16 protein-coding genes and 1 pseudogene are annotated in these 20,825 nt (G+C 68.8%); 13 read left to right on the forward strand and 4 right to left on the reverse strand.

Features of this window, described 5'->3' with window-relative positions; genetic code table 11:
* Positions 1–4 precede the first annotated feature (4 nt).
* Positions 5–2,164: a TonB-dependent receptor gene (locus AC1DCG_RS05925; protein ID WP_477036963.1), complete on the reverse strand. Its 2,160-nt coding sequence runs from the start codon at positions 2,162–2,164 to the stop codon at positions 5–7.
* Positions 2,165–2,309: 145 nt separating this feature from the next.
* Positions 2,310–2,948, reverse strand: coding sequence for a hypothetical protein (locus AC1DCG_RS05930; RefSeq protein ID WP_346764851.1), 639 nt, complete (start codon positions 2,946–2,948; stop codon positions 2,310–2,312).
* Positions 2,949–3,261: 313 nt separating this feature from the next.
* Here AC1DCG_RS05930 and rpsF point away from each other — a divergent pair, with 313 nt between their 5' ends.
* From rpsF to alr, 7 genes and pseudogenes are all read left to right on the forward strand, one after another.
* Positions 3,262–3,669: a 30S ribosomal protein S6 gene (gene rpsF / locus AC1DCG_RS05935; RefSeq protein ID WP_165255280.1), complete on the forward strand. Its 408-nt coding sequence runs from the start codon at positions 3,262–3,264 to the stop codon at positions 3,667–3,669.
* A 14-nt stretch (positions 3,670–3,683) separates the two neighbouring features.
* Positions 3,684–3,965: a 30S ribosomal protein S18 gene (gene rpsR, locus AC1DCG_RS05940; protein WP_109101895.1), complete on the forward strand. Its 282-nt coding sequence runs from the start codon at positions 3,684–3,686 to the stop codon at positions 3,963–3,965.
* Positions 3,966–3,978: 13 nt separating this feature from the next.
* Positions 3,979–4,560, forward strand: coding sequence for a 50S ribosomal protein L9 (gene rplI, locus AC1DCG_RS05945; protein ID WP_477031300.1), 582 nt, complete (start codon positions 3,979–3,981; stop codon positions 4,558–4,560).
* Between the two features lie 193 nt (positions 4,561–4,753).
* Complete coding sequence (locus tag AC1DCG_RS05950) at positions 4,754–7,195, forward strand: TonB-dependent receptor plug domain-containing protein (protein WP_477041411.1); 2,442 nt, start codon at positions 4,754–4,756, stop codon at positions 7,193–7,195.
* A gap of 148 nt (positions 7,196–7,343) precedes the next feature.
* A pseudogene (locus AC1DCG_RS05955) lies at positions 7,344–8,571 on the forward strand (replicative DNA helicase).
* A gap of 72 nt (positions 8,572–8,643) precedes the next feature.
* A complete protein-coding gene (locus tag AC1DCG_RS05960) occupies positions 8,644–9,330 on the forward strand; it encodes a MarC family protein (protein ID WP_477029872.1) in 687 nt (228 codons plus the stop codon).
* Between the two features lie 59 nt (positions 9,331–9,389).
* Positions 9,390–10,472 carry an alanine racemase gene (gene alr, locus AC1DCG_RS05965; protein WP_477029873.1) on the forward strand — a complete coding sequence of 361 codons (1,083 nt, stop codon included), beginning with the start codon at positions 9,390–9,392 and terminating at the stop codon, positions 10,470–10,472.
* A 22-nt stretch (positions 10,473–10,494) separates the two neighbouring features.
* On the opposite strand, the gene AC1DCG_RS05970 is transcribed toward alr, so the two are convergent.
* Positions 10,495–11,688: a Yip1 family protein gene (locus AC1DCG_RS05970; RefSeq protein ID WP_477041412.1), complete on the reverse strand. Its 1,194-nt coding sequence runs from the start codon at positions 11,686–11,688 to the stop codon at positions 10,495–10,497.
* Positions 11,689–11,871: 183 nt separating this feature from the next.
* Here AC1DCG_RS05970 and radA point away from each other — a divergent pair, with 183 nt between their 5' ends.
* The 6 genes from radA (at position 11,872) to AC1DCG_RS06000 (ending at position 19,034) form a co-directional block, all read left to right on the forward strand.
* Positions 11,872–13,254: a DNA repair protein RadA gene (gene radA / locus AC1DCG_RS05975; protein ID WP_477041413.1), complete on the forward strand. Its 1,383-nt coding sequence runs from the start codon at positions 11,872–11,874 to the stop codon at positions 13,252–13,254.
* Positions 13,251–13,874 (forward strand): CvpA family protein, encoded by a 624-nt coding sequence (locus AC1DCG_RS05980; RefSeq protein ID WP_477029875.1) that lies wholly within the window; start codon positions 13,251–13,253, stop codon positions 13,872–13,874. The genes radA and AC1DCG_RS05980 overlap by 4 nt, the downstream gene beginning before the upstream one ends.
* Positions 13,871–15,373, forward strand: coding sequence for an amidophosphoribosyltransferase (gene purF, locus AC1DCG_RS05985; RefSeq protein WP_165255267.1), 1,503 nt, complete (start codon positions 13,871–13,873; stop codon positions 15,371–15,373). The genes AC1DCG_RS05980 and purF overlap by 4 nt, the downstream gene beginning before the upstream one ends.
* Positions 15,374–15,483: 110 nt before the next feature.
* Positions 15,484–16,467 carry a bile acid:sodium symporter family protein gene (locus tag AC1DCG_RS05990; protein ID WP_165255265.1) on the forward strand — a complete coding sequence of 328 codons (984 nt, stop codon included), beginning with the start codon at positions 15,484–15,486 and terminating at the stop codon, positions 16,465–16,467.
* 47 nt (positions 16,468–16,514) lie between these two features.
* The gene (locus AC1DCG_RS05995; RefSeq protein ID WP_477029877.1) at positions 16,515–17,267 is read left to right on the forward strand and encodes an SDR family NAD(P)-dependent oxidoreductase; all 753 of its coding nucleotides are present in this window, start codon (positions 16,515–16,517) and stop codon (positions 17,265–17,267) included.
* 267 nt (positions 17,268–17,534) lie between these two features.
* Positions 17,535–19,034 carry a methyl-accepting chemotaxis protein gene (locus AC1DCG_RS06000; RefSeq protein ID WP_477029878.1) on the forward strand — a complete coding sequence of 500 codons (1,500 nt, stop codon included), beginning with the start codon at positions 17,535–17,537 and terminating at the stop codon, positions 19,032–19,034.
* Between the two features lie 107 nt (positions 19,035–19,141).
* On the opposite strand, the gene der is transcribed toward AC1DCG_RS06000, so the two are convergent.
* Complete coding sequence (gene der, locus AC1DCG_RS06005) at positions 19,142–20,809, reverse strand: ribosome biogenesis GTPase Der (protein ID WP_165255260.1); 1,668 nt, start codon at positions 20,807–20,809, stop codon at positions 19,142–19,144.
* Positions 20,810–20,825: the final 16 nt, after the last annotated feature.

The following is a 20,825-nucleotide window of genomic DNA, read 5'->3' on the forward strand; positions in this document are numbered from 1 at the left end:
CCTCCTAGAACTTCACCTTCACCCCCGCGCTCCACATGGCCGGTTCGTCGGCCAGGCGGTAGACGATCAGGCCGGGGATGAAGACGGCGCCGGAGACGTAGTCCTTCGCGTCGAAGACGTTGCGGCCCTGCACGAACACCCGCCAGGCCGCCGAGGGCGATTCCCAGGCAAGGCTCGCATTGACCCGATCGACCGAACCGATGCGGCCGGCCTGCGCGTTCGTCGCCTCGGCGTAGCGCGGGCTCCGGTGGCTGTAGTCGGCCGAGACGATGATCGCTCCGCCCTTCAGCATCTCCGGCTCGATGCGCCAGGAGCCGCCGACCTGGGCCTGCACCTTGGAGACCAGCGGCAGGGTCTTCGCGCCCGCCTGGGCCGCGGCGGTGGAAGGATCCAGCTTCTCGTACTCGGCGTCGGTCAGGGCCAGCGAGGCGAAGAGATCCAGCCCCTTCACCGGCGTGGCGGCGGCCTCGACCTCGAGCCCCGCGATGCGGGCCTCGGCGGCGTTCTGCGTCAGGATCGAGCCGTTGCTGATGACGTTCTGCTGCAGGTCTTTCAGCTGCTGGACATAGGCCGCCAGGTTCAGCCGGGCGCGGCGGTCGAAGGCCTCGATCTTGGCGCCGGCCTCGTAGGACCAGGCGAACTCGGGGTCATAGGCCTTGGTGAAGATCGACGGATCGGCGATCGACAGCGCCACGAAGCCGCCGGCGCGATAACCGCGCGCGATCGTGCCGTAGACCATGACGTCGTCGCTGGCCTGGTACTGAAGATTGACCTTCGGGGTCCACACCTTCCATTCGCCGGCGTTCGAGCGGCTGGTCAGGCTGGCCGGATAGGCCGCAAGACCGTCCTGGATCGCGCCGGCGATGGTCTTTTCGTCCCTCGTCCAGCGCAGGCCGGCCGAGCCCTTGAGCCGCTCGGTGAAGCGCCATTCCAGCTGGCCGTAGGCGGCGATGCTCTCCGAGGTCGCGTGGATCGTCGTCGGCAGCAGCGGCACGGGGAACGGGCCGTAGATTCCCGAGCCGATGGTGTCGGACAGCACCTGGCTTCCGGTCTCCTTGAACCAGAACAGGCCGCCGATCCATTGCAGGCGCCCCTCGAAGGCCTCGCCCAGCGCCTGGAACTCCTGGCTGGCCTGTTCCTGGCCGGTGTCGCTGCCGCGCAGGAAGCCGGCGACAAGGCCCGAACCGGCCACCAGCCCGCCCGAGAAGTCCAGCGTCCAGCGGTCGTCGAGGCGCTGATAGGCGGTGATCGACTTCAGCTGGATCCCGGAAAGGTCGTAGCCCAGGTGCAGGGCCAGGCTCTTCTGCTCGGTCTTGGTGTCGGTGTTCAGCGGCGAGCGGGTCGAGCCGAACTCGCCGCCCGCCAGCGGCGCCAGCGTCACGGGGTCGAGCGGCGAGAAGTGCTGGCCGTCGGTGTCGGTGCGGGCGTAGGCGGCCGAGAAGGTCGCGCTGAGCGGGCCGGTGTCGATCAGGCCGAGCGAGAAGCGGGCGCCGGCGTCGCGGCGCTCGCCCACGCGGCGCTTGAGGGCGGTGTTCTGCTGCCAGCCGTCACGGTCGGAGAACAGGGCCGAGACCGTGGCCCCGACATGGTCGGCGACCTTGCCGCCGGCGCCGGCGCGATAGCGCTGCAGGCCATAGTCGCCCCACGTGGCCTCGGAGAATCCGCCGGGCGTCCCGTCGGGCTGGCGGGTGAAGTACTTGAGCGCGCCGGTCATCGAGTTGCGGCCGTAGAGCGTGCCCTGGGGCCCGCGCAGCACCTCCACCCGCACGACGTCGGCCAGGTCGAGGTTCGCGACCGACAGCCGGGCCTGATAGACGTCGTCGACATAGATGCCGACCGGCGGCTCCGAGGTGATCATCCCGCCGGTCTGGTCGAGCGCGCCGCGCAGGGCCACCTGCACCGTCGAGGGCGAGGCGCTGATCTGCGAGACGTAGAGGCTGGGCACGGCGGCCCCCAGGGTCTCGGCTTTGGTGATCTGCAACTGGTCCAGCGCCTTGGCGCCGAAGGCGCTGACCGCGACCGGCGCGTCCTGCAGCTTCTGCTCGCGCCGCTGGGCGGTGACGACCAGGTCCTCGACCGCGACCGGCGTCTCCTGCGCCAGGGCCGGCGCCCCGCCGGCCAGCATGGCCAGGGCCGACACGCCCCATAGAACCGACTTTTGCATGTATCCGCTCCCCCTCTGGTGGAGCGATCAGGAGGGAAAGCCTAGCGCGCAGGCGCAAACCCGCCCTCGCCGGCGCCCGCAGGTCGGACAGGCTTTCGGGAAGGCGAGGCGAATTGTCGGGAAAGCGGCGCGACTGCGCCGGCGGTCACCAGTTGGTCTTGACCAGCTTGACCATGAAGCGGCCGTCCTGGACGCGTTCGTCCTCGGCGCGGACGCTGACCGAGAACTCGGCCGGGATGTCGAACGGGCGGATCAGGCTGAAGTCGACGCCCTCGTCGCCCATCGTGCCGCCGCCCAGGCCGATCGAGGCGATCTGGCGGCCGTCGAGGGTCAGGGCCGAGCGCACGTTGGCGCGGGCGATCGGAACCGACGCCGGCAGGATCATCGAGCGCGTGGCGTTCATGTCGACCGACACGCTGACATAGTTGGACTTGGGCAGGTCGCCGAACCCGAACAGCCGCGACAGCGACGAGCGCACGCCCGCCTCGCGCTTGTTCAGCGAGGCGCCCAGCGCCAGGGCCCGGGGGCTGGGCCCCTCTTCGGCCTTGGCGGTCATGTTCAGATTGAAGTCGTAGGTGGGCTGCTCGAGGCTGCCGGCGACCTTGGCCACGAAGGTGGTGCTTTCGGCGTCGGAGGACAGGTCGAGCGGCAGGGCGGCAGAATAGCCCGTGAAGCGGCCGTCGTTGGACGACACCGACAGGTCGGGCTTCTTGATCGCCTGGGCCAGCACCGGGGCAGCCGTCATCGACAGCGCGAACGCGCCGCCCAGGATCAGGCTTTTCACGGTTGCACCCCGCATGCCCCTTCCCTAACCACCCTAGGTATTAACGGCAAGCTGCCTTCGGCCCCGAAAGCGACCGCGGACGCGCCTTTTTCCGGTTTCGCCCACGCGGCGGGCGCCGCCCTGCCCGCCGCTGCGCCAAGGCCAGCCTTGCTTCTGCGCCGGGTTTCCTGTAGTAGCGCGCGTTCTCACGGAAGGCGGTCTTGAGCGAACCCCTCACGGGGCCGGGATTTTCCCGCTCGTCGCACAGGATCCATCGTGGTCGTCGGACTTCCGCCGCCGCCCGCGCCGCTTTCCATAACGGAAGAAGGAAAACATGGCGTTCTACGAACACGTGGTCATCGCGCGGCAGGACATCTCGCCGCAACAGGCCGAAGCTCTCAACGAGCAAATCAAGACCCTGATCGAAGAAGGTGGTGGTCACATCGCCAAGATCGAATACTGGGGTCTGCGTAACCTCACCTACCGCATCAAGAAGAACCGCAAGGGCCACTATTCCCTGCTCGCCATCGACGCCCCGGCGCCGGCGGTGAAGGAAATGGAACGCCAGCTGTCGATCAACGAAGACGTGCTGCGTTTCATGACCATCCGCGTGGAAGAGCTGGACCTGGAACTGTCGCCGGTTCTGGCCCGTCGCGACCGTGAGCGCAGCGATCGCCCCGAGCGTTCGGACCGCCCTGAGCGTTCCGAGCGTCCGCGCGAAGACTTCGCCCCGCAAGCGTAAGGGAGAAATAGATTATGACCGATACGACTGCTCCCGAAGCCGCGGCTCCGGCCGCCGCCGCCGCTGGCGGCGCCCGCCGTCCGTTCTTCCGTCGCCGCAAGGTTTGCCCGTTCTCGGGCGCCAACGCTCCGAAGATCGACTACAAGGACGTGAAGCTGCTGCAGCGTTACGTTTCCGAGCGCGGCAAGATCGTTCCGTCGCGCATCACCGCGGTGTCGGCCAAGAAGCAACGCGAACTGGCCAAGGCCATCAAGCGCGCCCGCTTCCTGGCTCTGCTCCCCTACGTCGTGAAGTAAGGGAGACGCCACGATGAAAGTGATCCTGCTCGAACGAGTCGAAGGCAAGGGCGTCCTGGGCGACGTGGTGACGGTGAAGGACGGCTTCGCCCGTAACTTCCTGCTGCCGCGCAACAAGGCTCTCCGCGCCAACTCGAACAACCTGAAGGCCTTCGAGGCGCAACGCGCCGAGATCGAAGCCCGCAACCTGCGCAACCGCGAAGCCGCCGGCAAGTCCGGTGAGTCGCTGGACGGCACGCAGTACATCCTGATCCGTCAGGCTGGCGAAAGCGGCCAGCTGTACGGTTCGGTCGCGGGCCGCGACGTCGCCGACGCCATCAAGGCCGAAGGCGGCAAGGTCGATCGCTCGATGATCGTGCTGGACAAGCCGATCAAGACGCTCGGCGTCCACGAAGTGAAGGTGAAGCTGCACGCTGAAGTGACCGTCACGGTCACCCTCAACATCGCGCGCAGCGCCGACGAAGCCGAGCGCCAAGCGCGCGGCGAAAACGTCATCGCCTCGCAGTTCGAGGAAGAGCGTCTGGCCGACGCCGAAGCCGCCCAGGACCTCCTGGAAGGCGGCGCCGGTGCGCAAGAAGGCGACTACGAAGCCTGATTTTTCAGGACCTTCGCAGACGAATGAGAACGGCGCGGAGCAATCCGCGCCGTTTTTTTCTGCGCCGAAACCTAGAATTGCTCAGATTGTACAGAAAGCGGCGTTCGCGCAGGTTGAGCCTGTCTAACCGCCTGTCGGCCAGAACGAGACGCGAAAGCGCCCCCGACCGACAGCGTTTCGAGGGGATTACACCATGCGTACTCAACTGTTCCTGCTGGCGGCCGCCTCGGCCTCGGCGCTGACCGCCTCCATCGCCCACGCCCAGACCGCCCCCGCCGACGACCAGGTCGCCGTCGAGGAGGTGGTCGTCACCGGCACCCGCGTCGTCGGCCGCTCGCGCCTCGACACCCTGGCGCCCGTCGACGTCGTCTCGTCCAAGACCCTGCAGCAGCGCGGCAGCACCGAGCTGGCAACGGCCCTGGCCTCGACCGTTCCGTCGATCACCTTCCCGCGCCCGTCCAACACCGACGGCACCGACTCGGTGCGCCCGGCCGTGCTGCGCGGCCAGGGTCCCGACCAGACCCTGGTGCTGGTCAACGGCGCGCGCCGCCACGCCAGCGCCCTGATCAACGTCAACGGCTCGGTGGGCCGCGGCTCGGCCGCCGTCGACCTGAACGCCATCCCCTCCTCGGCCGTCGACCGCATCGAGGTGCTGCGCGACGGCGCGGCCGCCCAGTACGGCTCGGACGCCATCGCCGGCGTCGTCAACCTGCGCCTGCGCGAGGCCGACCACGGCGGCGGCGTCACCGCCACCGCCGGCAAGTACTTCACCGAGTTCACCGGCCTGCAGACCGGCCAGAAGCACAAGATCAAGGACGGCGCGACCATCACGGTCGCCGGCTGGCAGGGCCTGAAGCTGGGTTCGGACGGCTTCCTGACGCTGTCGGCCGAGTATCGCGACCGCGACTTCACCAACCGCTCGGACATCGACACCCGCGTGACGCCCCAACGCGTGACCTCGCGCTTCGGCGACCCCGAGGTCGAGGACGTCAGCTTCTACGCCAACGCCGGCAAGCCGATCGGCGAGAACTGGGAAGCCTACGGCTGGTACGGCTATCAGCAGCGCGACGCCGAGGCCTCGGCGACCTACCGCCTGCCCACCGACGCCAGCCAGAACATCCTCAGCGTCTATCCCAACGGCTACCTGCCGCTGATTACCACGAACAACGAGGACGTCACCGCCGCCGGCGGCCTGCGCGGCGACTGGAACGGCTTCCGCATCGACGCCAACCTCGTCTACGGCAAGAACGACATCGACTTCGGGGTGAAGAACACCCTCAACCCGTCGTACGGCCCCACCTCGCCGACCAGCTTCAAGGCCGGCGGCCTGACCTATGACCAGCTGGCCTTCGGCCTGGACGTCAGCAAGGAGATCGAGGTCGGCCTGGCCGGTCCGCTGAACGTGGCCTTCGGCCTGGAAGCCCGTCGCGAGACCTTCCAGATCAACGCCGGCGAAGTCGCCTCCTACGCCCGCGGCACGGTCTCGCCCAGCCTGGCCTTCGGCTCGCGCGGCTTCACCGGCTTCACGCCCAGCAACGAGGTCGACGTCGATCGCGACGCCGTCGGCGTCTACCTGGATCTGGAAGGCAAGCTGACCGAGAAGCTGACCGGCTCGGCGGCCCTGCGCTACGAGGACTATTCCGACTTCGGCGACAACACGAGCTGGAAGCTGTCGGCCCGCTACGACTTCACCGACGCCTTCGCCATCCGCGGCGCGGCCTCGACGGGCTTCCGCGCGCCGAGCCTGCAGCAGCAGTACTTCACCTCGACCTCGATCCTCTACATCAACCAGACGGTCGGCGGGGTGACGACGGCGGTGCCGTTCGAGACCGGCACCTTCCCGTCGGTCAGCACCATCGGCCGCGCCCTGGGCGGCAAGCCGCTGGAGCCGGAGACCTCGGAGAACTTCTCGATCGGCGCGGTCTACCACAAGGGCCCGTTCGAGCTGACGATCGACGCCTACCGCATCGACGTCGAGAACCGCATCGTCCTGACCGAGACCCTGACCGGCAGCGCCACGGCCGCGGCGGGCACCAACGCCCGGGTGATCTTCGACCTGCTGTCGCCCTATGGCGCCTCGGCGGGCCGCTTCTTCACCAACGGCGTCGACACCAAGACCGTCGGCGTGGACGTCGTCGCCCGCTATCGCATCGTCGACGAGCAGGCCGGGACCTTCGACCTGACGCTGGCCGGCAACGTCAACGACTTCAAGGTCGAGCGCACGCCCACCACCACCGTGCTGCCCACCCCGGTGTCGCTGTTCGCCCGCCAGGCCACGCTGCGCTTCGAGGAAGGCACGCCCGAATGGAAGGTCACGCTGCAGGGCGACTGGAGCAAGGGTCCGTGGGGCGCCACGCTGCGCACCACGCTCTATGACGACGTCCTCTCGCCCGGCACGGCCGCCGACGGCAGCGGCGACTGGCATACCGGCACGACGGGCATCGTCGACCTGGAAGGCCGCCGTCGCTTCGGCGATCACCTGACCGTCTCGGTCGGCGCCGACAACCTGTTCGACCAATACCCCGACCAGGTGCCGCCGAACCTGAACACCAGCGGCGGCAACCCGTGGTCCAGCTTCTCGCCGTACGGCTTCAACGGCCGCTTCGTCTACGGCCGGGTCGCCGTCACCTGGTAGGTCGCTGAGCCGACGGATCGCGAAGGGGGACGTAGCGGAAACGCTGCGTCCCCTTTTGTCGCCCCGAAGATATACACAGAACATCCCCATCCATCTGCGCCGTTGACCACGCTCCGAGCGCGCGTCGCCGCGGCGTTCGCGTTAACTTATGGCGATGTCTCTCGTTCCTGCTCTCGACCTGCGCCCGCCGGCGCAAGACGCCCCCGTTATCACCGTCGCGCCGCACAACCTGGAAGCCGAACAGGCGCTGCTGGGCGTGCTGCTGTACGATAACTCGGCCTACGAGCGGCTGACCGACAGCCTGCAGGGACGCCACTTCTACGAGCCCTTCCACCAGCGGCTGTTCAGCTCGATCGAGACGCACATCCGCAAGGAGCTCGGGCTTCGTCAGCTTCGGCGACGCCCTGCGCGGCGCGGTGGAAATGACCGCCGAGGCCTTCCAGCGCGACGGCGGCATGTCGGGCCTGGCGTCCGACCTGATCGACCTCGACCAGAAGATCGGCGGCCTGCACCCGTCGGACTTGATCGTGCTGGCCGGCCGTCCGTCGATGGGCAAGACCGCGCTGGCGACCAACATCGCCTTCAACGTCGCCAAGAAATACGCCTGGGAGCCCCAGCCCGACGGCAGCCGCAAGACCGTCAGCGGCGGCGTGGTGGCCTTCTACTCGCTGGAAATGAGCGCCGAGCAGCTGGCCCTGCGTATGCTGGCCKACGCCTCCGGCGTGTCGGGCGACAAGCTCCGCAAGGGCGAGATCGACGCCTCGGAGTTCGGCCGGGTGCGCGACGCGGCCATGGAGCTGCAGGAAGCGCCGCTCTACATCGACGCCACCGGTGGTATCTCGATCGCCAAGCTGACCGCCCGGGCCCGACGCCTGAAGCGCCAGGTGGGCCTGGACCTGATCGTCGTCGACTACCTGCAGCTGGTGACCGGCTCGGACCTGGGCTCGAACGCCAGCCGCGTGCAGGAAGTCTCGCAGATCACCATGGGCCTCAAGGCCCTGGCCAAGGAACTGGCCTGCCCGGTCATCGCGCTGTCGCAGCTGTCGCGTCAGGTGGAAAGCCGCGACGACAAGCGCCCGCAGCTGTCCGACCTTCGTGAATCCGGCTCGATCGAGCAGGACGCCGACATGGTGTGGTTCGTGTTCCGCGAAAGCTACTATGTCGGCCGGGCCGAACCGCGCGAGGGCACGCCCGAGCACCTGACCTGGCAAGAGGAAATGGACAAGCTGCAGGGCCTGGCAGAAGTGATCATCGCCAAGCAGCGTCACGGCCCCATCGGCACGGTGCGCCTGTCGTTCAACAGCGACACCACCCGCTTCGGCAACCTCTCGCGCGATCACTACTTCCACCAGATGCGCGGCGGCGACGACGAATAACCGCCTCGCGCTTTACCTCTGGATGCGCGTCGGGCAACGCTCGGCGCGCGATTCAGGAGTCGAGCGCGCATCATGGAATTCAGCCCCCTGCCCGTCTCGACCTTCGTCGGGGCGTTCCTGCTGGCCTTTCCGGCCCTGTTCTCGATCGTCAATCCGGTCGGGGCGGCGCTGATCTTCCACCAGATGCTGGCCGATCATCCGGCCGAGACGCGCAAGCGCCTGGCGCCGACCATCGCGCTCTACGCCTTCTTCATCCTGCTGGGTTCGCTGCTGCTGGGCGGCTATGTGCTGAACTTCTTCGGCGTCAGCCTGGGCGCCCTGCGGGTGGCCGGGGGCCTGGTGGTGGCGATCCGCGCCTGGGCCCTGCTGATGGCCCCCGAGGAACATGAAGAGCGAAAGGCCGACCAGGCCAGCTCCCCCGCCAAGGCGCGGGCCGAGGACATGGCCTTCTTCCCCCTGACCATGCCGTTCACCACCGGCCCCGGGGCGATCTCGGTGGCCATCGCCCTGTCGTCCCAGCGTCCGGCCGAGGGCCATTCGGTGGTCCCGTTCTTCATGGGCGCGAGCCTGGCGGTCGCCGTCATCGCCCTGATGGTGTGGGTGTTCTATCGCGCCTCGGACCGGGTGCTGTCGCTGCTGGGCGTCAACGGCGCGCGGGTGATGTCGCGGCTGATGGCGTTCCTCCTGATGTGCATCGGCGTGCAGATCGTCGCCAGCGGCGTCGAGGCGCTGGTGACCCAGTTCCTGAGCACGCGCTAGCCGCATCTCCACAGCATCTGCACTGGCCTTGCAGGCGCGGGTCGGCTACCTCCGCAGCCGTGACCGACGCCCGCCTGACCCTCGACCTTGACGCCCTCGCGGCCAACTACGCCCTGCTTAAGGCGCAGGCCGGCGACGCCGAACTGGCGCCGGCCGTGAAGGCCGACGGCTACGGCCTGGGCGCGGGCCTCGTCGCCCGCCGCCTGTGGGATGAAGGCGCGCGCGGCTTCTATGTGGCGCGCCTGTCGGAGGGCGTGGCGCTACGCAAGGCGCTGGGCGAGCGCGAGGCGAAGATCCACGTGCTGGACGGCGCGACGCCGGGCTCGGGCCCGACGCTCATACAGGCCGGCCTGATCCCCGTGCTCAACAGCCTGCCCCAGGTCGAGGCCTGGAACAGCCAGGCCGGCAAGGGCGTGCTGGAGGCGGCGATCCACGTCGACACCGGCATGAACCGCCTTGGCCTGCGCCACGAGGAGGCCGCGGTGCTGACGGCCTCGATGGACCGCCTCAAGCATCTGAACGTGTCGCTGGTGGTCAGCCACCTGGCCTGCGCCGGCGAGCCGGAGCATCCGCTGAACGCCCGCCAGCTGACCCGTTTCACCGACGCGGCGGCGCTGTTCCCGAACGCCCGCAGGAGCCTCGCCAACTCGGCCGGGATCTTCCTGGGCGGCGACTATCACTTCGACCAGTGCCGCCCGGGCATCGCCCTCTATGGCGGCGGCCCGCGCGACGTGGCCGACGCTCGACTCGAAGCCGTGGCCACGCTGGAAGCGCCCATCTTGCAGGTGCGGGTTGTGCCGCGCGGCGAGTCGATCGGTTACGGCGCGGCCTTCACGGCGAGCGAGACGACGCGGGTGGCGGTGCTGGCCTGCGGCTACGCCGACGGCGTGCTGCGCGGCTCCAGCCCTGCCGGCCACGTGTGGTTCGACGGTGCCCGCCGGCGGCTGCTGGGCCGGGTGTCGATGGACCTGATCGCCATCGACGTCACCGATTGCGACGCCGCCCGTCCCGGCGCGCTGGTCGAGCTGATCGGACCCAACCTGCCGGTGGACGACGCCGCAGCGGCGGCCGGCACCACGGCCTACGAGCTGCTCGTCCGTCTGGCCGGCCGCGCCCGCCGGGTGGTGCTGGGCGAGGCCTGAAGGCCCCGCCCCTTTCTCCAGCCTAGCGCGCCAGGCTCTTCAGCTTGCCCGCATCGACCGAGGCGACCGCGCGCTTGAGGTCGTCGATGCTTTCGGCGTCGCCGTTGGCCTCGATCGAGAAGCGGTTGCCGACCACGACGGTGTAGCCGCCGGACTTGGCCTCGCGGTCCCACTTCTCGGTGGTCAGCTGGCCGCCGGCGGTGCTGGTCTTCTCGTAGCCGGTCTCGGTTTCCGAGGTGCTCTGGGCGTTCATCGCCGAGGCCATGGCCGTCATGCCGCCCAGCGCGCCCAGGTCGGTGACCGCAAGGGTGAAGCGCTTGCCGTCCTTCTCGTAGTCGCCCCGCGCCACCGACATGCCCATGCCGCCGGCCCCGCCGGAACTGGATTCCAGCGAGGTGCGGGCATAGCCGCCGGCCGCGCCGGGCAGCAGGCCCTTGAGCACGTCCGGCGAGGTCAGGGGGATGTCCTTGCCGGCCTCGATCGAGGCGGCGGCCGCCTCCATCTTCTTGCTGGCCTCGTCCATCTTGCCCAGGTCGTAGGTCTGGCCGCCCAGGGTCACCGAACCGCTGTCGGCGCCGGCGACCTTGGAGGCCGCAAGCCCGCCGCCGATCGCCGCCGCGCCGACGATCGCGCCGGTCACCATGCCGACGATCACATAGAGCACGATGGCGCAGATGACGGTGACGGCGGTGTAGCCGATCGCCTTCTCCTTGGGCGCCTTCATCACCCGCGGCAGGCCCGTATAAAGCAGGTAGAGGCCATAGAGGCCCAGGAGGCCGCCGATGATCGCCAGCGGCGGAAACAGGCTGAAGATCCCCGCCACCCAGCCGGCGGTGCCGGAATAGGCGGCCACCTTGAAGGCCTGCAGGCTGTTCTTCTGGCCGTCGAAAGACGGGGCCAGGGCGTCGATGATCAGGCTGAGCAGGAACACCGACAGCAGCGACAGGCCATAGCCCACGACCGCGCCGATGATCGCCCCGACCGGCGAGGGCCGGATCGTCGCCAGGCCCGGGATGCCGTGCCCGAAGACCAGGCTGCCCACCAGGCCGGCCACCGCCGGGATGGYGGCCAGAATGCAGACATAGCCGACATAGAGGCCCTTGATCGTCGCGGGCTCGGTGTCGATGCGCTCCCACTCGGGCGATGGCGTCAGCAGGATCCGCTTCACGCGGCCCACGAGATCGGAAGAAACGGCTCCGGGTTCGACCACGGACATCTRGGCGCCTCCAGCAAGATCCTGAATCTGCGCCCCCCGATACTTATCTACACCGATCACACTCAAAACGGGAACAAGGTTCGGCGACATCGCCCGTCCCGGGGCCGCTGGGGCCTGCGTCCGGCTTTGGCGCAGGCGACCGCCAGCCTGTAATCTCCACCCATTCGAGAATCAGGAGACCCCATGGCCCGCGACAGCGCCGCCTACGCCTGCCAGTCCTGCGGCGCGGTCCAGACCAAGTGGGCCGGGCAATGCCCCGCCTGCCAGAGCTGGAACACCCTCGTCGAAGAGGTCGGCGTCCGGCCGCCCGGCGCGATGTCCACGACCAAGGCCACGCGCTCGCGCGGCCTGCAGTTCACGGGCCTGGAAAGCGACACCCCGGCCCCTCMCCGCATCCTGACCGGCGTCGACGAGTTCGACCGCGTCTGCGGCGGCGGCGTGGTGCCGGGCTCGGCGATCCTGATTGGCGGCGACCCCGGCGTCGGCAAGTCGACCCTGCTACTGCAGGTCTGCGCCAACGCCTCGAGCCGGGGGGTGGCCTGCGCCTACATCTCGGGCGAAGAGGCCGTCGAACAGATCCGCGGCCGCGCCGACCGCATGGGCCTGGCCGGCGCGCCGGTGAAGCTGGCCGCCGAGAGCAGCCTGCGCGACATCCTCGACGGGCTGAAGCGCGACAAGTTCGACCTGGTGGTCATCGACTCGATCCAGACCATGTGGAGCGACGCCCACGAGGCAGGTCCCGGCACGGTGACCCAGGTGCGCGCCTGCGCCACCGAGCTCGTTCGCCTGGCCAAGCAGAGGGGCGTGGCGATCCTGCTGGTCGGCCACGTCACCAAGGACGGCCAGATCGCCGGCCCTCGCGTGGTCGAGCACCTCGTGGACGCCGTGCTGAGCTTCGAGGGCGAGCGCGGCTATCCGTTCCGCATCCTGCGCGGGGCCAAGAACCGTTTCGGGGCCACCGACGAGATCGGCGTGTTCGAGATGGGCGACGTCGGCCTGCGCGAGGTCAAGAACCCCTCGGCCCTGTTCCTCAACGAAGGCGGCGAGCGCGCGGCGGGCGCGGCCGTGTTCGCCGGCATCGAAGGATCGCGTCCCGTCCTGGTCGAATTCCAGGCCCTGGTCGCGCCTTCCGCGTACGGAACGCCCCGACGCGCCGTGGTCGGATGGGATTCCGGACGCCTGGCGATGGTGCTGGCCGTGCTGGAATCGCGTTGCGGCCTTGGTTTTGGCGACAAGGACGTCTATCTGAACGTCGCCGGCGGGCTGAGGATCACCGAACCCGCCGCCGACCTCGCGGCGGCGGCCGCCCTGGCCTCCTCGGCCCTCGATGTCGCCCTGCCGCAGGACTGCGTGGTGTTCGGCGAGGTCAGCCTCTCCGGCGAGATCCGGCCCGTGAGCCGAATGGAGTCGCGTTTGAAGGAAGCCGCCAAGCTCGGGTTCGGCCGCGCGCTGGGACCGCTGTCGGGCCTGCCCGAAGGCGGCGGCGCCCTGCCGGTGGCCGGCGCGGCGCGGCTGGCCGACGCGGTCCGCCGAATCGAGAACGACATCTGGAGCTCGCACGCGTGACGCCGTTCGACATCATCGCCGGACTGATCCTGCTGGTTTCCGGCGCCGTCGGTTTCTTCCGCGGCGCCTCGCGGGAACTGACCTCGGCGCTGTCGTTCATCCTCGCCGCCGTGGTCGCCCTGCTGGGCCTGCGCCTGACCGGCCCGCTCTTTCGCGAATTCATGGACCCGGATTGGGCGGCGACCGCCGCCGCCATCCTGGTCACTTTCGTCATCGCCTTCGTGGTGCTGCGCCTGATCGGCGCGCAACTGACCAAGACCCTGCACGCCGACGGCACGCTGGGCCTGCTCGACCGGCTGATCGGCCTGGGCTTTGGCCTGCTGCGCGCCCTCGTCGTGCTGGGCGTCTTCAACCTCGTCTTCCACATGGCCACGCCGCGCGACCGCGTGCCGGCCTGGGTGTCGGAGTCGATGTTCTACCCGCTGTCCAACGCCAGCGCCCAGGTGCTGAAGGTGTTCGCCCCCAAGGGCGCGGGCCTGGCCGGCAAGCTGGCGCCCGCCATCGAGGACGCCGTCCGCGACGGGGCCAGCGACAAACCGTCCGACGCCGAGCGCGGCGAAGAAGGCTATGATAAGGACCAGCGTCGGAAGCTCGACGACCTGGTGGAGAAATCGCAATGACGTCTATCGGCCAGTCGACCGACCGCTTCTCGTCCGCGCCCTGGCGCGATCCCGAGGACGACACGCTGCGCCTGGAATGCGGCGTGTTCGGCGTGTTCGGCGCCCGTGACGCCGCCGCCATCGCGGCGCTGGGCCTGCACGCCCTGCAGCACCGCGGCCAGGAAGCCTGCGGCATCGCCGCCTTCGACGGCGCCCGCTTCCATACCGAGCGCCACATGGGCCACGTCGGCGACGCCTTCACCGGCGCCGACCTCGTCCAGCGCCTGCCGGGCAACATGGCCATCGGCCACACCCGCTATTCCACCGCCGGCGGCAGCTTCATCCGCAACGTCCAGCCGATGTTCGCCGATCTGGAGACCGGGGGCCTGGCCCTCGCCCACAACGGCAACCTGACCAACTTCCTGACCCTGCGCGAGCGCCTGGTGCAGGAAGGCGCGATCTTCCAGTCGACCAGCGACAGCGAGGTGATCCTCCACCTGATCGCCCGCTCGCGCAAAGCCAAGATCGTCGACCGCTTCATCGACGCCATCGGCCAGATCGAAGGCGGCTACGCCCTGGTGGCCATCACCAACAAGAAGATGATCGGCGTGCGCGACCCGCTGGGCATCCGCCCGCTGGTGCTGGGCGACCTGGACGGCAAGCCGGTCCTGGCCTCTGAAACCTGCGCCCTCGACATGATCGGCGCCCGCTTCGTGCGCGACGTCGAGCACGGCGAGATGGTGGTGATCAGCGACACTGGCGTCAAATCGCTGCGCCCGTTCGCCGCCCCGGCCGCCCGCCCCTGCGTGTTCGAGTACGTCTACTTCGCCCGCCCCGACAGCGTCGTGAACGGCCGCTCGGTCTATGAAGTGCGCAAGCGCATGGGCCGCCGCCTGGCGGTCGAGACCGGCGTCGAAGCCGACGTCGTCGTGCCGGTGCCCGACTCGGGCGTTCCGGCCGCCCTGGGCTTCGCCCAGGAAAGCGGCCTGCCCTTCGAGATGGGCATCATCCGCAACCACTATGTGGGCCGCACCTTCATCCAGCCGACCCAGGGCGTTCGCGAACTGGGCGTGCGCATGAAGCACAGCCCCAACCGCGCCATCCTGGCCGGCAAGCGCGTGGTGCTGATCGACGACTCGATCGTGCGCGGCACCACCTCGCTGAAGATCGTCCGCATGGTCCGCGAGGCCGGCGCCAAGGAAGTGCACCTGCGTTCGGCCAGCCCGCCGATCAAGTGGCCCGACTTCTACGGCATCGACATGCCCGAGCGCGAACAGCTGCTGGCGGCCACCAAGTCGCTGGAAGAGATGGCCAAGTTCCTGGAAGTCGACAGCCTCGGCTTCCTGTCGGTGGAAGGCCTGTACGAGGCCCTGGAATGCGCGCCGCGCGATCCGGTCGCCCCGCAGTTCACCGATCACTACTTCACGGGCGACTACCCCACGCGCCTGACCGACCGCGAGATCGCCGAAGGCCGCAACGACCAGGCCGAAAAGCAGCTGTCGCTGCTGGTCAGCGCCTAATCAGCGCCTTTGCAGGGTCCTCCGACTTGTTCGGGGGACCCAAGCTGCGCTAACCGGCTAGCGGTACGTTACGCCGCTCGCCGGCGAGGTCGCACGAAAGAACCAGCGTCTTGGCCAATCCCGTCTCCGCCGTCCTCTCCAAGCTGAAGATCGACGCCTACATCATCGCCCTGTTCGGCATGGTGGTGCTGGCCTCCATCCTGCCGGTGCGAGGCGAAGCGGCGACCATCGTCGGCTGGGTGGTCAAGCTGGCCATCGCCCTGCTGTTCTTCCTGCACGGCGCCAAGCTGTCGCGCGAGGCCGTGGTCGCCGGGATCACCCACTGGCGGCTGCACCTGACGATCCTGGCCTTCACCTTCGTACTGTTCCCCATCCTGGGCCTGGCGATCAGCAAGGTCGGGGTGCTGACGCCGACCATGGCCGCGGGCATGGTCTTCCTGGCCTGCCTGCCCTCGACCGTGCAGTCGTCGATCGCCTTCACCTCGATCGGCCGCGGCAACGTCGCCGCCGCCGTCTGCGCGGCCTCGGCCTCGAACCTGTTCGGCATCTTCCTGACGCCGGTGCTGGTGGGCCTGCTGATGAACGCCCACGGCGACGTCGGCGGCTGGGACTCGATCAAGTCGATCATCATCCAGCTGCTGCTGCCGTTCATCGCCGGCCAGATCGCCCGACCGCTGGTCGGAAAGTGGATCGAAAAGCACAAGACCCTGGTGGGCCGCGTCGATCGCGGCTCGATCCTGCTGGTCGTCTATTCGGCGTTCAGCGCCGCCGTGGTCGAGGGCCTGTGGCGCAAGGTCTCGCCGCTGGAGCTGATCGTGCTGCTGCTGGTCTGCGGCGTGCTGCTGACGCTGGTCATGCTGGCCACCATGTGGGGCGCGCGCCTGCTGGGCTTCTCCAAGGCCGACGAAGTGGCGATCGTGTTCTGCGGCTCCAAGAAGAGCCTGGCCACCGGCGTGCCCATGGCCGGCATCCTGTTTCCCGGGGCCACGGCCGGCGTGCTGGTGCTGCCCCTGATGATCTTCCACCAGATCCAGCTGATGGCCTGTTCGGTCCTGGCGCAGCGCTACGCGGCGCGGCCGGCCGACGAGGCCTGATCCCCTCCCAGACAAACAAACGCCCGCCAGAGGCGCAGGAAACGCTCATGACCACCACCGACACGCCGCTGGCCGGCCGCATCGCCCTCGTCACCGGCGCCACGCGCGGCATCGGCAACGCCATCGCCCTGGGCCTGGCCAAGGCCGGCGCCCACGTCATCGCGCTGGGACGCACCCAGGGCGCGCTGGAGGCGCTGGACGACGCAATCTTCGCCGCCACCGGCGAGCACGCCACCCTGGTGCCGCTGGACCTGCGCGAGGCCGACGGCCTGGATCACCTGGGTGCGGCCCTGCACCAGTGCTTCGGCAGGCTCGACATCCTGGTGGGCGCGGCCGGCGTGCTGGGCGCCCTAACCCCCGTCGGTCACCTGGACCCCAAGGGCTGGGACATGATCATGTCGACCAACCTGACGGCCAACTGGCGGCTGATCCGGGCCATGGACCCGCTCTTGCGCGCCTCCGACGCCGGCCGGGCCATCTTCCTGACCAGCAGCGTCGCCAAGAGCCATCGGGCCTTCTGGGGCGCCTACGCGGCCTCCAAGGCCGGCCTGGAGGCCATCGTCGACTGCTACGCCGACGAGATGGAGAACACCAAGGTCCGCGCCTTCTGCATCGATCCGGGCGCCATGCGCACCAAGATGCGGGCCGGCGCCTTTCCGGGCGAAGACCCCGAGACCGTGCAGGACCCGGCCGAGATCGCGCCGTTCGTCGTCGACCTGGCTCGCCCTGGCCGCGAGCCGCCCAAGGGCGTCGTTCGCTTCAAGGAACGAGGTCAAGAGTCAGCAAGCGTCAGCCGATAACTGAACCTCGTAAACATTCGCAGGTTCAGTTTTCGCACGTGAAATACAGATAAATCACGAAACATTCCTGCCTGACGGAAAATACGGATTTTCTGCGGCCAAGCTGGTAGTCGACTCCACGACATAAGGCCTGAAGACAGGAAACTGCGACAACCTGACGCAGATGACGCTTTCGGAAACCGTCGCTCGTTAAGCATGGAATAAGACTCGAAGTCTCACCCTAAGGATGCAGCGCTGCCTGGGCGCGATCCCTCGGGGGTTTGGACAATGCCGTTTGCGTTCAAGCGTGGCCGCGCCGCGGCCGACGAGCGTCTCGCCGAGTTGGAAGCCACCGTCGCGGCGATCCATCGCTCTCAGGCCGTCATCGAGTTCCAGCTCGACGGCACCATCCTGGCGGCCAACACCAACTTCCTGAAGACGGTGGGCTACTCGCTGGACGAGATCCGCGGCCGCCATCACAGCATGTTCGCCGACCCCGACTTCGCCCGCAGCGACGAGTACAAGCAGTTCTGGCTGAACCTGGGCCGCGGCGAGTTCTTCGCCGGCAAGTTCCAGCGCCAGGGCAAGGGCGGCGTCGAGATCTGGATCCAGGGCGCCTACAACCCGGTGTTCGACGCCGCGGGCAAGCCCTGCAAGGTCATCAAGTTCTGCACCGACATCACCCAGGCCGAACAGGAGCGGATGGCCAACGAGGCCCTGCGCCGCACCGAGGCCGAACAGGGCGCCGTTGTGCTGACCCTGGCCGACAACCTCAAGCGCCTGGCCGGCGGCGACCTGACCGCCGACATCACCGCCGCCTTCGACGGCCGCTTCGCCTCGATCAAGAGCGACTACAACGCCGCCCTGCAGTCGCTGCGCCAGGCCATGACCGAGATCGGCTCGTCGACGCAGGGCGTGCACAACGGCTCCAACGAAATCACCGGCGCCTCGGAAGACCTCTCCAAGCGCACCGAGCAGCAGGCCGCCGCCCTCGAGGAAACCGCCGCGGCCCTCGACGAGATCACCGCCACCGTGCGCCGCAGCGCCGAAGGGGCCCGCGCGGCCTCGACCGCCGCCTCCAGCACGCGCCAGGAGGTCACCCGCTCGGGCGAGATCATGCGCGACGCCATCGCGGCCATGGGCGAGATCGAGCAGAGCTCGGGCAAGATCGGCCAGATCATCGGCGTCATCGACGAGATCGCCTTCCAGACCAACCTGCTGGCCCTCAACGCCGGCGTCGAGGCGGCGCGCGCCGGCGAGGCCGGTCGCGGCTTCGCGGTCGTGGCCCAGGAAGTCCGCGCGCTGGCCCAGCGCTCGGCCGAGGCCGCCAAGGAGATCAAGACCCTGATCGCCAACAGCAGCGCCCAGGTCGAGCGCGGCGCCAAGCTGGTGGGCGACACCGGCCACTCGCTGACCGGCATCGTCGGCCGCATCGCCGAGATCGACACCCTGATCTCCGAGATCGCCCAGTCGGCCCACGAGCAGGCCACGGGCCTCAACCAGGTCAACACCGCCATCAACCAGATGGACCAGGTGACCCAGCGCAACGCGGCGATGGTCGAGGAGGCCACGGCCGCCGCGGCCTGCCTGCGCAACGAGGCCTCGTCCCTGGCCGAACTGGTCTCGCGCTTCGAGACCGGCGCTCCCCCGGCCCAGGTGATCTCTCGCCCCGCGCTCGCGCCGGCCCATCGTCCGGCGGCCGAGAACCCGGTCGCCGCCGCCCAGACCCGCATCGCCCAGTCGTTCCGCCCCGGCGTCGCCGTCGGCCAGGACTGGGAAGAGTTCTAGGTCGGATCGATCTTCACCAGATCGCCCAAGAACATCCGCCCTCCCCAAAGCAAAAAGCCTCGCCCTGGCTTCCAGGGCGAGGCTTTCAGTTTTCGAGCCGGCGTTGACTACCGCCCCTTGGGCTTGCCGCCGGGGGTCTTGTTGCCACGCACGACGCGCGAGCCGGCCACGGGGCGGCGGGGCGCCGAGCCGGCCTTGCCGCCGGCGGCCTTGGTCCCGACCTTGTAGCTGGGAGCAGTCGACACCTTCTTCTGCGCCTTGGGTCCCTGCGGCTTGACCGACTTGACGGCGGCCTTGCCGGCGTCGGCCGGCGCCTCGGCCGAGATCGTCGCCTTCTGGGCCGACTTCTTGACCGTGTTGCGGGCCGCCTTCAGGCGGGCCTTCTCGGCTTCCTTCTTGTCGAAGGCGCGCTTGCCCCGCGCCGGACCCTGGTCGGCGTCGGCATAGGGGTTGGCGCCCGACTTGATGGTGATGCGCAGCGGCACACCCGGCAGGTCGAAGCTCTCGCGCAGGCTGTTGACCAGGTAGCGCCGATAGTGGTCGGGCATCTGGTCGGCGCGGCTGGAGAACAGCACGAACGTCGGCGGACGGGCCTTGGTCTGGGCCATGTACTTGGGCTTCACGCGCTTTCCGTTCACGGCGGGCGGCGGGTGGCGCTGCATGGCCATCTGCAGCCAGTCGTTCAGGTCGCGGGTCTTGACCTTGGTCGACCAGTCGCGGTGCGTCTTGATGACGGCCGGCATCAGGCGCTCGACGCCGCGGCCGGTCTCGCCCGACAGCGCCACGACGGGCGCGCCGCGCAGCTGGGGCAGCATGCGCTCGGCGTGTTCGTTGAATTCCTTGAGGATCTGGCCCGGATCCTCGATCAGGTCCCACTTGGCCAGCACGAAGACGACGCAGCGCCCTTCCCGCTCGGCCAGGTCGGCGATCTGCAGGTCTTGCGTCTCGAACGGATGGGTGGCGTCCATCACCAGCAGCACGACCTCGGCGAAGGTCATCGAGCGGATGGTGTCCTGGGTCGACAGCTTCTCGAGCTTCTCGTTGACCTTGGCCTTCTTGCGCAGGCCGGCGGTGTCGACCAGGCGGATCTTGCGGCCGTCCCACGTCCAGTCGACCGAGATCGAATCGCGGGTGATGCCGGCCTCGGGGCCGGTCAGCAGGCGCTGCTCGCCGATCAGCCGGTTGACCAGGGTCGACTTGCCGGCATTCGGACGGCCGATGATGGCGATCTTGATCGGCTTGGTGTCGTCGTCGTAGTCCTCGAACTCTTCCTGCAGCTCCTCGGGCGTCACCGCCAGAAGCGCCGCATAGAGATCGGCCATGCCCTCGCCGTGCTCGCCGCTGATCGGCACCGGCGCGCCCAGGCCCAGCTGGTGGGCTTCGGCGGCGCCGGCCTCGGCCTGCTTGCTCTCGGACTTGTTGGCCGCCACGACCACCGGCTTGTTCCGGCGGCGCAGCATCTCGGCGAAGATCTTGTCGAGCGGCGTCAGGCCTTCGCGGGCGTCGAACACGAACAGCGCCACGTCGGCCTCGTCGATGGCCAGCTCGGTCTGGGCGCGCATGCGCGCTTCCAGGCTCTCGTCGGTGACGTCCTCGAAGCCGGCGGTGTCGATCAGCTCCAGATCGAGGTCGCCGAGGCGGCCGTGCGCGAACCGGCGGTCACGGGTGACCCCCGGCTGGTCGTCGACCAGGGCCAGCTTCTTGCCGGCGAGGCGGTTGAACAGCGTGGACTTGCCCACATTGGGGCGGCCGACGATGGCGAGTTTCAAAGGCATAGGCGGTCAGTAGTCG

It is taken from the genome of Caulobacter sp. 10L414 (assembly GCF_056395525.1).

What these genes read in the sequence shown, in the direction of transcription:
- AC1DCG_RS05925 (WP_477036963.1), bottom strand. Translation starts at nt 2,164, where the DNA reads ATGCAAAAGTCGGTTCTATGGGGCGTGTCGGCCCTGGCCATGCTGGCC.
- rpsF (WP_165255280.1), top strand. Translation starts at nt 3,262, where the DNA reads ATGGCGTTCTACGAACACGTGGTCATCGCGCGGCAGGACATCTCGCCG.
- rpsR (WP_109101895.1), top strand. Translation starts at nt 3,684, where the DNA reads ATGACCGATACGACTGCTCCCGAAGCCGCGGCTCCGGCCGCCGCCGCC.
- rplI (WP_477031300.1), top strand. Translation starts at nt 3,979, where the DNA reads ATGAAAGTGATCCTGCTCGAACGAGTCGAAGGCAAGGGCGTCCTGGGC.
- AC1DCG_RS05950 (WP_477041411.1), top strand. Translation starts at nt 4,754, where the DNA reads ATGCGTACTCAACTGTTCCTGCTGGCGGCCGCCTCGGCCTCGGCGCTG.
- AC1DCG_RS05960 (WP_477029872.1), top strand. Translation starts at nt 8,644, where the DNA reads ATGGAATTCAGCCCCCTGCCCGTCTCGACCTTCGTCGGGGCGTTCCTG.
- purF (WP_165255267.1), top strand. Translation starts at nt 13,871, where the DNA reads ATGACGTCTATCGGCCAGTCGACCGACCGCTTCTCGTCCGCGCCCTGG.
- AC1DCG_RS05995 (WP_477029877.1), top strand. Translation starts at nt 16,515, where the DNA reads ATGACCACCACCGACACGCCGCTGGCCGGCCGCATCGCCCTCGTCACC.
- AC1DCG_RS06000 (WP_477029878.1), top strand. Translation starts at nt 17,535, where the DNA reads ATGCCGTTTGCGTTCAAGCGTGGCCGCGCCGCGGCCGACGAGCGTCTC.
- der (WP_165255260.1), bottom strand. Translation starts at nt 20,809, where the DNA reads ATGCCTTTGAAACTCGCCATCGTCGGCCGCCCCAATGTGGGCAAGTCC.